The organism is Nocardioides faecalis, assembly GCF_018388425.1.
Taxonomy (GTDB): Bacteria; Actinomycetota; Actinomycetes; order Propionibacteriales; family Nocardioidaceae; genus Nocardioides; species Nocardioides faecalis.
Genome location: NZ_CP074406.1, coordinates 2,030,799 through 2,043,197 on the forward strand (window position 1 = coordinate 2,030,799; position 12,399 = coordinate 2,043,197).

A 12,399-nucleotide genomic window follows, 5' to 3' on the forward strand; every position below is an offset into this window, starting at 1 on the left:
GTTCCATCCCCGGGGCGAGGTCTCGGTCACCCGGCGAGGCGCTGGTTCCCTGCCTGGCGAATGCCCTCGGCGGTGTTCACCCGCAGCAGCAGCAGGCCGCCGACGACGAAGAAGACGATGAGGGCGAAGATCGCCGGCCGGTAGGAGTCGGTGAGCTGGTAGACGACACCGAAGGTGAGGGTGCCGAACCACGAGGTGCCCCGGTCGACCGCGTGGTAGAGGCTGAAGTACTCCGCCTCCTTGCCGCGGGGGATGAACAGGGAGAAGTAGGACCGCGCCAGGGCCTGGGTGCCGCCCAGCACCACCCCGATCGCGGCGCCGAGCAGCAAGAACCCGTACAGCTGGCGTTCGGGGACCACCAGGGCGACGGTGACGATGCCCATCCAGCCCACGATCCCCGCCAGGATCACCTTCTTGGCGCCGAACCGGCCGGCGGCCCGGCCGAAGCCGACGGCACCGAACATCGCGACGAACTGCACCAGCAGGTAGGTGCCCAGCACGGTGCCCTCGGCGAATCCGAGCTCCTTGATGCCGAACGTCGAGGCGGAGGCGATGACGGTCTGGATGCCGTCGTTGAAGAAGAGGTAGGCGAGCAGGAAGGTCAACGCGACGGGGTAGTTGCGCAGGTCCTTGAGGGTGGCGGCCAGCTGGCCGAAGGAGCGGGCGAGCAGCCCGCCCTCGACCCGCTCCACGGCCACCGGCGCCCGGTCCCGGATGCCTCGCCAGGGGATGATGATGAACCCGGCCCACCACAGCGCCGCGGACAACATCGACAGGCGCACCGCGAGCTCGGTGCTCAGCCCGAGCGCGTCGTGGAAGGTGACCATCGCGAAGTTCACCGCCAGCAGCAGGCCGCCGCCGGCGTACCCGTAGGCCCAGCCCACCGAGGAGACGCGGTCGCGCTCGGCCTCGGTGGAGATCAGCGGCAGGATCGAGTCGCTGACCACCACCGCCGCCCCGCCGCACAGGTTGGCCACGATGAACATCAGGCTGCCGAACAGCCAGTTCTCGCCCTCGAGGAAGAACAGCAGGGCGGTGGCCAGCGCACCGGCCCAGGCGAACCCGGCGAGCAGGCGGGTCTTGTGCGCGGTGCGGTCCGCCACGGCGCCCAGCAGCGGGTAGAGCACCGCGGAGAGCACCGTCGACAACGTGATCACGTACGACGGCAGCGAGCCCGGCGCGATGGACAGCCCGAGGAGCTCGAGCCGGCCCTGCTCGCCGACCGCGTTCTCGGCGACCGAGATGAGGTAGGGGGCGAAGAGCACGCCGGCGACGGTGGTCTGGAACGCCGAGACCGCCCAGTCGGTGTAGTACCAGGAGCGCTGCTCCCGGGTCCGGGGCAGCGGCTCCGGCTCCACGATCGGTTCGGCCATGCTCATCGGGGTCCCCTCCCTACGGCGACCACCACCGGCCGCACGACTGGAGCACATCCTTGAGCAGGTCGGTGCGATCCGTGAAGATCCCATCCACGCCGCGGTCCAGCAGCAGGCGCATCTCGTCGGGGTCGTCGATCGTCCACACGTGCACCGGCAGGCCGGCAGCGTGGGCGCGCCGGACGAAGCCGGGCGTGACCACGGTGAACCTGCCGCGGCGGTGCGGCACCTGGAAGGCGTCGACGTCGGGGCCGGCGAGCAGCGCCGCGATCCGCGCTGTCGGCGCGCACCGGAACGCCACGACCTGCCAGGGCGTCGCCGCCGTCGGCACCCGCTGCTCGGTCAGCGCCCGGAAGCGGCGGGTGCGCCGGTGCGAGAAGGATCCGACCAGCACCCGGTCCCACAGCCCTCGCTCACGGACCAGCGCGGCCAGCGGCTCGACGGCTGCCTCGGACTTGATGTCGATGTTGAACCGGGCCCGCGGGAACGCATCGAGCAGCTCCACCAGCGTCGGCACCTGCTCGCGGCCACCGATGCGGGCGCGTCGTACGTCGGCCAGGGTGAGCTCGCCGACCGCGCCGGTGCCGTCGGTGACCCGGTCCAGCACGTCGTCGTGGAAGGCGAGCAGGACGCCGTCGCTGGTGGCGTGGACGTCGGTCTCCAGGTAGGTGTAGCCGAGGCCGGCCGCGTGCTTGAAGGCCGCCATCGTGTTCTCCAGCCCCTCGATCTCGGGGTGGAACGCGCCGCCGCGGTGGGCCAGGGCGAGCACCCGCCCGGGGGCGAGGTAGGGCTCCTCGAGCTCGGCCATCGCCGGCTCAGATGTCCCGGAAGCTCTCGATGTCGGCGCCGAGCGAGCTGAGCCGCTCGGCCAGGTCCTCGTAGCCACGGTGGATCACGTAGGTGCCGCGCAGCACCGAGGTGCCCTTGCTCGCCAGCATCGCCAGCAGCACCACCACCGCGGGCCGCAGGGCCGGCGGGCAGATCAGCTCGGCGCCGGTCCACGAGGTCGGGCCCTCGATCTGCACCCGGTGCGGGTCCAGCAGGGTGACCTTGCCGCCGAGCTTGTTGAGCTCGGTGAGGTAGATGGCGCGGTTGTCGTAGACCCAGTCGTGCAGGTAGGTCTGACCCTCGGCGACCGCGCCGATCACGGCGAAGAACGGCAGGTTGTCGATGTTGAGGCCGGGGAACGGCATCGGGTGGATCTTGTCGCGCGGGGCGACCAGGTCCGAGGGGTGGGTGGTGATGTCGACCAGCCGGGTGCGCCCGTTGGCGGCGAGGTACTCCTCGGAGAGGTCGTAGCGGAAGCCCATCTCGCCCAGCACGGCCAGCTCGATCTCGAGGAACTCGATCGGCGCCCGCTCGATGGTGATCTCCGAGCCGGTCACGATCGCGGCGGCCAGCAGCGACATCGCCTCGATCGGGTCCTCGCTGGGGGAGTAGTCGACGTCCACGTCGATGCTCTCCACACCGGTGACGGTCAGGGTCGTGGTGCCGATGCCCTCCACGGCCACGCCCAGGGACTGCAGGAAGAAGCACAGGTCCTGGACCATGTAGTTCGACGAGGCGTTGCGGATCACGGTGGTGCCCGGGTGCAGCGCCGCGGCCATCAGCGCGTTCTCGGTGACGGTGTCGCCGCGCTCGGTGAGCACGATCGGCCGGCCCGGCACGACAGCGGGGTTGTGCCGGGCGTGGTACCAGCCGTCGGTGGCGGTGACCTCGAGGCCGAAGGGGCGCAGCGCCGACATGTGCGGCTCGACGGTGCGGGTGCCCAGGTTGCAGCCGCCGGCGTAGGGCAGCTCGAAGCTCTCGGTGCGGTGCAGCAGCGGGCCGAGGAACATGATCACCGACCGGGTGCGGCGCGCGGCCTCCTCGTCGATCCGGGTGAAGTCCAGCTCCTTGGGCGGGACGATCTCCAGGTCGTTGTCGGTGTTGATCCACCGGGTCTGCACGCCGAGGCTGTTGAGCACCTCGAGCAGCCGGTTGACCTCCTCGATCCGGGCGACCTTGCGCAGCGTCGTACGGCCGCGGTTGAGCAGCGAGGCGCACAGCAGCGCCACCCCGGCGTTCTTCGACGTCTTGACGTCGATGCTGCCGGTCAGGGTGGTGGGGCCCTTGACCCGGAGGTGGGTGGGGCCGGCGCCGAGGGCGACGATCTCGGAGTCGAGCGCGCTGCCGATGCGGGCCAGCATCTCCAGGGACAGGTTCTGGTGGCCCTTCTCGATGCGGTTGATCGCGCTCTGGCTGGTGCCGAGGCGCTCCGCGAGCTGGGCCTGGGTGAGCGCGCGGTGCTTGCGCGCGTCACGGATCAGGTTGCCGATGCGGCCCTTGTAGTCGCCGTCGGGCTCGGTGATCGTCATGTCTACGACGGTAACTCACATATGAGATAGACCCAATGCGGGGCGGGTGTGGTGCTGGCGACCCAGCGCCTCGCCCTTCCCGGCGGTGCCGTGTTCGGCGGCGTCTGCCAACATCGGAGGGTGCGCGCCACCACCATCCACGCCCCCGGAGACATCCGCGTCGAGCAGGTCCCCGACCCGGTGCTGAAGAAGGCCACCGACGCCATCGTCAAGGTCACCGCCGGCTGCATCTGCGGCTCGGACCTGTGGCCCTATCGCGGGGAGAACCCGATCCGTCCCGGCGCCACCATCGGCCACGAGTGCATCGGAGTGGTCGAGGAGGTCGGCAGCGAGGTCTCCCTGTTCCGCCGCGGCGACTTCGTCATCGTGCCGTTCTGCCACTGCGACAACACCTGCGCGCACTGCCGCGCCGGGGCGCAGTCGGCGTGCGTGAACCTCGGCATGACCAGCAGCGGCCAGGCCGAGTACGCCCGCGTGACCCAAGCCGACGGCAGCCTGGTCGGCACCGGCGAGGCGCCGCCGCCCGAGCTCCTCACCTCCGTGCTGGCGCTGACCGACGTGATGCCGACCGGCTGGCACGCGGCCGTCTCGGCCGGTGTCCGGCCCGGTGACACCGTCGCCGTGGTCGGCGACGGCGCCGTGGGCCTGTGCGGCGTCCTGGCCGCCTCGGTGCTCGGCGCCGAGCGGATCATCGCGATGTCGCGCCACGAGTCACGCCAGCAGGTGGCCCGCGCCTTCGGCGCCACCCACGTGGTCGCCGCGCGCGGCGCCGAGGGTCAGGCCGAGGTGCTGGAGCTGACCGACGGGGTCGGTGTGGACGCCGCCCTGGAGTGTGTCGGCACCGACGACGCCATGAGCACCGCGATCGCCGTGACCCGCCCCGGCGGCGGCGTCGGCTTCGTCGGCGTGCCGCACGGGGTGCAGCTGCCGGTCCGCACCCTGTTCGAGAAGAACATCGGGGTGCGCGGCGGCATGGCGCCGGTGCGCCGCTACCTGCCCGAGCTGCTCGACCTGGTCACCGCCGGCCGCATCGAGCCCGGCCTGGTCTTCGACCTGACCCTGCCGCTGGAGCAGTCACCCGAGGGCTACCGCGCGATGGACGAGCGCCGTGCGATCAAGGTGATGCTGCAGCCCTAGGCGCGATCGAGCGCGGGCGTCGGCGGATCGCCCTATGCTGCGCGCCATGGGCAGCCACCCCGCCGACGGCCACGACCTGATCCGCGTCCAGGGGGCGCGGGAGAACAACCTCAAGGACGTCAGCCTCGAGATCCCCAAGCGGCGGCTCTCGGTGTTCACGGGCGTGTCCGGCTCCGGGAAGAGCTCGCTGGTCTTCGCCACGATCGCCGCGGAGTCGCAGCGGATGATCAACGAGACCTACTCGACCTTCGTCCAGGGCTTCATGCCGTCGATGGCCCGGCCCGAGGTCGACCACATCGAGGGCATCACCACCGCGATCCTGGTGGACCAGGAGCGGATGGGCGCCAACGCTAGGTCCACGGTCGGCACCGCCACCGACGCCCACGCGATGCTGCGGATGCTGTTCAGCCGGATCGGCGAGCCCTCCATCGGCCCGCCCACCGCGTTCGCGTTCAACGTGCCGACCCGCAAGGCCAGCGGCGTGCTCTCGACGGAGAAGGCCGGCGGCAAGGTCGAGAAGAACGTCGTGCAGCAGACCGTCTACCTGGGCGGCATGTGTGCGGAGTGCGAGGGACGGGGAACCGTCTCCGACCTGGACCTGACCCAGATCGTGGACGAGTCCAAGTCGCTGGTCGAGGGCGCCATCCTGGTGCCCGGCTACACCGCCGACGGGTGGATGGTGGCGCCGTACAAGACGGTGGTGCGCCCCGACGTGGCGGTGCGCGACCTGAGCGAGGAGGAGTGCCAGGACCTGCTGTACGGCGAGACCCGCAAGGTCAAGGTGGAGAACGTCAACATCACCTACGAGGGGCTGATCCCCAAGATCCGCAAGTCGATGTTCAGCAAGGACGTCGACTCGCTGCAGCCGCACATCAAGGCGTTCGTGGAGCGCGCCGCGGTCTTCGCACCGTGCGCGGCGTGCGAGGGCACCCGCCTCAACGAGGCGGCGCGCTCGGTCCGGGTGAACGGCAAGGGGATCGCCGAGGTCTGCGCCATGCAGATCACCGATGCCGCGCAGTGGGTGCGCGGCATCGACGAGGCGACGGTGGCCCCGCTGGTCGCCAACCTCACCCACCTGCTGGAGTCCTTCGTGCAGATCGGGCTCGGCTACCTCTCGCTGGACCGGCCCGCGGGCACGCTGTCCGGGGGAGAGGCGCAGCGGACCAAGATGATCCGGCACCTCGGCTCCGCGCTGACCGACGTCACCTACGTCTTCGACGAGCCGACCGTGGGGCTGCACCCGCACGACATCGCGCAGATGAACGACCTGCTGGTGGAGCTGCGCGACAAGGGCAACACCGTGCTGGTGGTGGAGCACAAGCCCGAGACGATCGCCATCGCCGACCATGTGGTCGACCTCGGCCCCGGTGCGGGCACCGGAGGCGGCACGGTCTGCTACGAGGGTGACGTGGCCGGGCTGCTCGCCAGCGACACGCTGACCGGTCGCCACCTCGGCTACCGCGCCGCGCTCAAGGACACCGTCCGCACGCCGACCGGTGCGCTGCAGGTGCGCGGGGCGACGCGGCACAACCTCCTCGACGTCGACGTGGACGTGCCGCTCGGCGTGCTGTGCGTGGTGACCGGGGTGGCCGGCTCCGGCAAGAGCTCGCTGATCCACGGCTCGGTCGCCGGCCGCGAGGGCGTGGTCGTGGTCGACCAGAGCGCGATCAAGGGCTCGCGCCGGTCCAACCCGGCGACGTACTCGGGGCTGTTGGAGCCGATCCGCAAGGCGTTCGCGAAGGCGAACGGCGTGAAGCCCGCGCTGTTCAGCGCCAACTCCGAGGGCGCCTGTGCCGGCTGCAACGGCAACGGGATGATCTACACCGAGCTCGGCTTCATGGAGACCGTGGCCAGCGTGTGCGAGGAGTGCGGGGGCCGGCGGTTCCAGGCCGCCGTCCTCGAGCTGCGCCTGGGCGGGCTGAACATCGCCGAGGTGCTCGACCTGCCGGTGGCCGAGGCACACGCCTTCTTCGCCGCGGGCGAGGCGAAGACGCCAGCGGCGGCGAAGGTCCTCGCCCGGCTCGAGGACGTCGGGCTGGGCTACCTGAAGCTGGGCCAGCCGCTGAACACGCTCTCCGGCGGGGAGCGGCAGCGGCTCAAGCTGGCCGTGCGGATGGGGGAGGAGGGCGGGATCTACGTCCTCGACGAGCCCACCACCGGTCTGCACCTGGCTGACGTGGCGAACCTGCTGGCGCTGCTCGACCGGCTGGTCGAGGCCGGCAAGTCGGTGATCGTGATCGAGCACCACCAGGCGGTGATGGCGCACGCGGACTGGATCATCGACCTGGGCCCCGGCGCCGGCCACGACGGAGGCCGGGTCGTCTTCGAGGGCACGCCGGCCGACCTGGTCGCGCAGCGCTCGACGCTGACCGGTGAGCACCTGGCCGCCTACGTCGGCACCGCCTGAGGGCTGCGGGGTTCCCCGCTGTCGGTGCCGCGAGGTAGGCAGGTCGTATGAGCCGAGCCGTGCAGGTGACCTTCGACGTCCACGACGCCCCCGAGATGGCCCGGTTCTGGGCCGCCGCACTGGACTACGTGATCCCGGCGCCGCCGGGCATGGTCGTGCCCGAGGGCGCCGACGTGTACGACGCCTGGGACACCTTTCTCGAGCAGGCCGGCGTGCCCGCGGAGCTGCGCGGCGCCCGCGCAGCGATCGAGGACCCCGAGGGCACCGGGCCGCGGATCTTCTTCCAGCGGGTGCCCGAGGACAAGACCGTCAAGAACCGGGTCCATCTCGACGTCCGCGCCGCGCCCGGGCTCAGCGACGACGACCGGATGGCGGCGCTGGAGGCCGAGTGCGAGCGGCTGGTCGGCCTCGGCGCCACCCGGGTCCGTCGCGTCGAGCCGGAACCGCCGCTGGAGGCCGGGTTCATCGTGATGACCGACCCCGAGGGCAACGAGTTCTGCCTGGACTGAGCCTCGCCCCGACCTCGCCCCAGCCCCGACTCAACCTCGACCCGACGGCGGGGTCGCCGAGGCCATCTTGCGTCGGTGCTTGGAAGCCGAGCGGAGCGCGATCACCACCAGGACGAGGCCGATGAGCAGCAGGACGAGACCTGTCACGGCGAGCACGGCGGCGAGGCCACCGATGATCGGCAGCTCCGCTCCGACAGCGACGTCGCTGCGGACGTCGGGGCTGCCGTCGGCGTTCATGACCACGTAGGTCCACTCGCCCTCGGTGGGCCTCCAGTCGACCGAGAGCTTGCCGGTCCCGGAGTCCTGGACGGTCCAGAAGTCCTGGTCACCCGGTGGGGTGACGCCGGTCCCCGAGCCGGTGCGGGTGCGGTACTCGGGTCGTCCGTCGTCGTCCAGGTCGGTCAGGACGACGTGGTCGACGCCGGCCAGGTAGGCCTCGACGTCACGGGTGCGGGCGAGACCGAGGAAGAGCTCGGTCCCCGATCCCGGCTCGGCGGTGACCCGCACGTCGCCGGTCAGCAGGTCCGGCAGGTCGTCGCCCGACCACCCCTCGTGCAGGTCCACGCTCCGGGAGATGATCGCGCTGGTCTGGGTGGAGAGCTGCTCCGCATCGCTCATGAAGTAGCCGTCGCGGTCCTTGGCACCGACGTCGACCACCCCCACCACCGTCGCGGCGGCCAGGAACCACAGGCTGACGGCCACGAGCGTCGCCCCGATCGTCATCGTCACCACGCGACCGGCGCTCCAGCCGGTCTTCGCCGCCGACCCCGGCGCAGGCGTCGGTGCCGGCCCCTGCGCAGGCGCAGGCGCAGGTGCGGGCACAGGCACCGCTGCGAGCTCGGGTGCCGGAGGCGGGGTCGATGCCGCGGGCCCCGGGGAAGCAGGAGGCGGACTCCACGCAGCCCGGGTCTCCTGGGCCGCGGTCTCCTGGCCCGGAGTCTCTGGGGTCGCAGTGCCCGTCACCGGTGCCCCGGGCGCCGTGGCCCCTGCGGCCGGAGGCTGGGTGCCCGGGGTCCCCGGGGTGCCCGGGTCGCGTCCGCCCTGGTCGAGCGCGAACGGCGGATAACGGTCGGTCATCAGCGTCACGTAGGCCGTGACGCGCGTGCTCCACCGCTCCAGCCCGACCACCAGGTCGAACAGCCGCGGGGGGTAGCGCTTGGTGAACAGCAGGCAGATCGCCGCCACCAGCACCAGCACCGGCAACAGGCCCGGTGACCACGACGACGCGCCCATGTCGTCCCCGACGGCGAGCGTCGCCCCACCGAGGATGGCGCTGAGGACGAGGAAGTGCGGGATGGCGAGCAGCCACCACTTGACCAGGACGAGGCCGCGGGAGAGGCGTTCGGGGTAGTCCACGTCGAGGTGCGCGGGGTAGTCCGGCACGTCGTGCAGCGAGAAGGGCGGGTAGCGGTCGGTGCCCAGGACGCCGTAGGCGTAGAAGGTGACCCGCCAGCCCCAGCGCAGCACGCCGACGTTGAAGTCGAAGATGACCCGCGGGTAGCGCCCGGTGAACAGGATCGCGAAGAACGCCAGGAAGGTCAGGAACGAGAACGCGATCCCGAGGAAGGCCAGCACCACGTAGTGGGGGATGGCGAGGAGCCACTTCACCAGCCACAGCGCCCTCGAGGTGTTCGGGTCGAGCTCGCCGTCGATACGCAAGGGATACGACGCGGCCCCCGGCGGAGTGTTCACAGTCGACATCCGGGTCACCCTCCTGAGTTGCCCTGGCGGCGTTCCGCGGGGCGGACGCTCCACTTCAACGTAGGTTCCACCGACCGGACCCTCCACTGTCGGTGGTCACCAGCACCGGGGCCGAAGGACACCCCGCCCCCGGCCCCCGGGGGGTGCCCTTCGGCCCGGGACGAACCCGGGTCGCAGCCGCCCCGCAGGGCGCTCAGCCGGCGGAGGCCAGCGGCTTGTCCGCTCGGCTGCGGACGGTGTCGACCGCCTCGTCGCGTCGGTAGGGCCGGGTGTGCACCCGCTCCTTGAGCCGGGCCAGGTCGGCCGCCCGCCGGGCGTGGCCGCGCCGCGCGGCGGTGGCGACGTCGCGGCGGGTGAGCCGCTGCGCGACGTCGCGTACGACGTTGCCCGCGGCGAGCACCGGCAGCACCGCGATGCCGGCGCTGAGCGGCGTGACGCCCGCCGCGGCGGCGTATGACGGTCCGAGGGAGAGCCGGGTCAGGTCGTGGTGCACGCGGCGGTGCAGCGTGCGCCGCAACCGCTGGCCCGCGGTGCCGTCGGTGAGGTCGCGCAGCTGGTCGACGGAGTCGAGCACGGCGGTGGTGAGCAGACGGCTGGACTCGTCGGGGTCGAACTCCGACCACGCCGCCAACCAGACCAGCCGGGTGAGGTCGTTCAGCGAGGCCACCTGCAGCTCGGGCACGACCCCCATCAGGTGGCTCATGTAGCGGTAGAGGTGCACGACGGCCTCGCGTTCCTTGGCGCTCTGCAGGTGGCCCAGCGCCACGGTGCCGAGGGCGACGGCGAGCAGCGGGATCATGGTCACGCAGTAGTGCAGCTGGTTGACCGGCACGCCGCGCGTCTCGACGTCCCAGTCGTCGAGGGATCCGACGCCGGCACGGATGTAGCCGTGGATGATCCGCACCCGGGCGGTGGTCTTGAAGCCGTCGCCGAAGCGTTCCATGCCGCCCGGGGAAGCACAGTCGACGAGCCAGGACACCGTCTCGGTGACCCGTCCGGCGGCGCGGCGGTGCAGGTCGCCGCCGTGCAGCAGCACCTCGTTGACCAGCGGGGAGACGTAGCTGCCGGGCAGCGTGACCGCCGCGGTCAGGGAGACCAGGGTGTCGACGGGCACCCGGTTGAGTGTGGCGCTGGCTCGCTCGAGCAGGGCGTGGTCCAGCCAGTACGGCACCGCCTCCAGCTCGGCGAAGAAGTCGATGAGCTCGGGCAGCGGGTCGTCGACGGTCTCCACCCCGTGCTCGAGGGCCTGCTCGAGCTGCGCTCGCCCTCGGCGGTCCTTGCGCATCGCGGCGACGAGCGCGTCGGCGGGCGGGTCGCCGACGTGGCGGTAGGCAGCGAACGCCTCGGCCTGGGCCCGGGTGGGCCGGGCGTCGCCCGCGCTGAGCCAGCGCAGCGCCAGTGCGGCGGCGCCCTCTTGCAATGCCGGATGGATGGGCAACGGATCGGCCAGCGAGTGCCGGGCGGCGCTGTTCAGGGGGTGGACCCGACCGGGAGCCGGTGCGGGGAGGTCGACGGTGGAGCGGGCCATCGGGTGCCTCTCGACGAACGAATGTTGGGAATCATCTGATTCCGAATCATAGCGGGTGGGTGGCGCACAAGCACGGACGCGGTGGGAGACTGGCGCCATGACGACCTCCGAGCAGGCCGGCCGGACCTACGCCGGCGTGGAGCCGGAGCAGCGTCGTGCCGACCGACGCAGGCGCCTCATGGCCGCCATGGTGGCGGTCGTGGGGGAGTCGGGCTGGGAGGCCGCCACCGTCCGCCGGATCGCGGCGGAGGCCGAGCTCGGCCCGCGGTCGCTCTACGAGAGCTTCACCGACCTCGAGGACCTGGCCGCCGTCACCTACGACGAGCTCGGCGCCGGTCTCGTCGCCGACGCCCTCGCCGCGATCGCGGACGCGGACGACTCGAGTGACGTCGCCACGGTGACCCGGGCGGCGATCACCGCGATCGTGGAGCGGCTCGGCGAGGACCCGCGCCGGGCGCGCTTCCTGCTCTGCGAGGTCCCGGTGCTGGCGGCACGTCGTACGGCGCTGCTGCACGCGGCCGCGGGGGAGTACGCCGCCCAGGCCCGCCGCGCCGGCGCCACGCTCAGCGAGCAGCAGCTGCGGGCGACCTCGCTGGTGGTCGCGGGCGGGGGACTGGAGCTGATCCGCGCCTGGCTCGACGGCGCCCTCAGGCTGGAGCAGGCACAGGTGAGCGCGTTGATCGCGGAGTCACTGACCGCGCTCAGCGCCCGATTGCCGGCGATCCTGTGAGCGAGCCCGCGCGGGCCCAGCCGGGTCTCCCTCGGTAGTCGTTCGGAACCTAGCGCCGCCGAGGCCGGCACCGCGGCGTTTCCGGGAGACCGGGACCCCGGGCCGTGCCTCAGCCGAGCGTGGCCCGCCACTCCTCGGCGTTGATGCGGAACAGCCGGTACCACTTCCCGACGACGCCGAGGTCGCTCATGCCGAGGCGGTGGCAGACGGCCTGGGACGGCTCGTTGTCGAGGTGGGTGATGGCGAGGATCTCGGGTAGGCCGGCGCCGAACCCGTGCGCCAGCACGGCGCGCGCGGCCTCCGTGGCGTAGCCGTGGCCCCAGGCGTCGGGGTGCAGGTGCCAACCGATCTCGACCTCGCCAGCCTCGTCGTTCGGCAGGGTCAGCAGCAGCACCGTGCCGGCGACCACGCCCGTGTCGCGGACCTCGACGGCCCAGATGCCGCGGGGTGGCTCGGCCGAGCGGGCGGCATACCGGTCGATGCGCGCGTGCGCCTCGTCGAGGTCCTTCATCAGCACCGGCTCGCCGTCGGCGAGCCACTTCACGATCTCGATCCTGCTCTGGATGTCGAGCAGGCGGGCGGCCTCGTCGTGTCGCCAGGGACGTATGAGCAGGCGCTCGGTCGAGAGGTGCACGGCACCACGTTATGTCATCGGCA

Annotated in this window: 10 protein-coding genes; 4 read left to right on the forward strand and 6 right to left on the reverse strand. The window is 71.8% G+C overall.

Annotation, left to right across the window (positions count from 1 at the left end; translation table 11 throughout):
• Positions 1 to 26 precede the first annotated feature (26 nt).
• From KG111_RS09380 to KG111_RS09390, 3 genes are read right to left on the reverse strand one after another with little or no spacing between them, the layout of a single operon-like run.
• On the reverse strand, positions 27 to 1,379 hold the full coding sequence (locus tag KG111_RS09380) for an MFS transporter (RefSeq protein ID WP_205290370.1): 1,353 nt from the start codon (positions 1,377 to 1,379) through the stop codon (positions 27 to 29).
• Between the two features lie 13 nt (positions 1,380 to 1,392).
• On the reverse strand, positions 1,393 to 2,181 hold the full coding sequence (locus tag KG111_RS09385) for a glycerophosphodiester phosphodiesterase family protein (RefSeq protein WP_205290371.1): 789 nt from the start codon (positions 2,179 to 2,181) through the stop codon (positions 1,393 to 1,395).
• A 7-nt stretch (positions 2,182 to 2,188) separates the two neighbouring features.
• Positions 2,189 to 3,730, reverse strand: coding sequence for a UDP-N-acetylglucosamine 1-carboxyvinyltransferase (locus tag KG111_RS09390; protein WP_205290372.1), 1,542 nt, complete (start codon positions 3,728 to 3,730; stop codon positions 2,189 to 2,191).
• Between the two features lie 120 nt (positions 3,731 to 3,850).
• Between KG111_RS09390 and KG111_RS09395 the strand changes: the two genes are divergently transcribed.
• Genes KG111_RS09395 through KG111_RS09405 form a run of 3 tightly spaced genes read left to right on the forward strand, consistent with a single transcriptional unit; the run spans position 3,851 to position 7,783 of the window.
• A complete protein-coding gene (locus tag KG111_RS09395; protein ID WP_205290373.1) occupies positions 3,851 to 4,867 on the forward strand; it encodes a zinc-dependent alcohol dehydrogenase family protein in 1,017 nt (338 codons plus the stop codon).
• Positions 4,868 to 4,913: 46 nt separating this feature from the next.
• The gene (locus KG111_RS09400) at positions 4,914 to 7,274 is read left to right on the forward strand and encodes an ATP-binding cassette domain-containing protein (protein ID WP_240195347.1); all 2,361 of its coding nucleotides are present in this window, start codon (positions 4,914 to 4,916) and stop codon (positions 7,272 to 7,274) included.
• Between the two features lie 47 nt (positions 7,275 to 7,321).
• Positions 7,322 to 7,783, forward strand: a complete 462-nt coding sequence (locus KG111_RS09405; RefSeq protein WP_205290375.1) for a VOC family protein — start codon at positions 7,322 to 7,324, stop codon at positions 7,781 to 7,783.
• Positions 7,784 to 7,813: 30 nt separating this feature from the next.
• Here the strand turns inward: KG111_RS09405 and KG111_RS18300 are convergent, their stop codons facing one another.
• Both KG111_RS18300 and KG111_RS09415 read right to left on the reverse strand, forming a co-directional pair.
• Positions 7,814 to 9,484: a DUF4389 domain-containing protein gene (locus KG111_RS18300; RefSeq protein WP_240195348.1), complete on the reverse strand. Its 1,671-nt coding sequence runs from the start codon at positions 9,482 to 9,484 to the stop codon at positions 7,814 to 7,816.
• Positions 9,485 to 9,677: 193 nt separating this feature from the next.
• Positions 9,678 to 11,012, reverse strand: a complete 1,335-nt coding sequence (locus tag KG111_RS09415; protein ID WP_205290376.1) for an oxygenase MpaB family protein — start codon at positions 11,010 to 11,012, stop codon at positions 9,678 to 9,680.
• A 97-nt stretch (positions 11,013 to 11,109) separates the two neighbouring features.
• Between KG111_RS09415 and KG111_RS09420 the strand changes: the two genes are divergently transcribed.
• Positions 11,110 to 11,742 (forward strand): TetR/AcrR family transcriptional regulator, encoded by a 633-nt coding sequence (locus KG111_RS09420; RefSeq protein ID WP_205290377.1) that lies wholly within the window; start codon positions 11,110 to 11,112, stop codon positions 11,740 to 11,742.
• Positions 11,743 to 11,851: 109 nt separating this feature from the next.
• On the opposite strand, the gene KG111_RS09425 is transcribed toward KG111_RS09420, so the two are convergent.
• On the reverse strand, positions 11,852 to 12,376 hold the full coding sequence (locus KG111_RS09425; protein WP_249666058.1) for a GNAT family N-acetyltransferase: 525 nt from the start codon (positions 12,374 to 12,376) through the stop codon (positions 11,852 to 11,854).
• Positions 12,377 to 12,399 lie beyond the last annotated feature (23 nt).

Bases quoted from the DNA above. Each gene is read 5' to 3' on its own strand.
- KG111_RS09380 (WP_205290370.1), bottom strand. From the start codon at position 1,379: ATGAGCATGGCCGAACCGATCGTGGAGCCGGAGCCGCTGCCCCGGACC.
- KG111_RS09385 (WP_205290371.1), bottom strand. From the start codon at position 2,181: ATGGCCGAGCTCGAGGAGCCCTACCTCGCCCCCGGGCGGGTGCTCGCC.
- KG111_RS09390 (WP_205290372.1), bottom strand. From the start codon at position 3,730: ATGACGATCACCGAGCCCGACGGCGACTACAAGGGCCGCATCGGCAAC.
- KG111_RS09400 (WP_240195347.1), top strand. From the start codon at position 4,914: ATGGGCAGCCACCCCGCCGACGGCCACGACCTGATCCGCGTCCAGGGG.
- KG111_RS09405 (WP_205290375.1), top strand. From the start codon at position 7,322: ATGAGCCGAGCCGTGCAGGTGACCTTCGACGTCCACGACGCCCCCGAG.
- KG111_RS18300 (WP_240195348.1), bottom strand. From the start codon at position 9,484: ATGTCGACTGTGAACACTCCGCCGGGGGCCGCGTCGTATCCCTTGCGT.
- KG111_RS09415 (WP_205290376.1), bottom strand. From the start codon at position 11,012: ATGGCCCGCTCCACCGTCGACCTCCCCGCACCGGCTCCCGGTCGGGTC.
- KG111_RS09420 (WP_205290377.1), top strand. From the start codon at position 11,110: ATGACGACCTCCGAGCAGGCCGGCCGGACCTACGCCGGCGTGGAGCCG.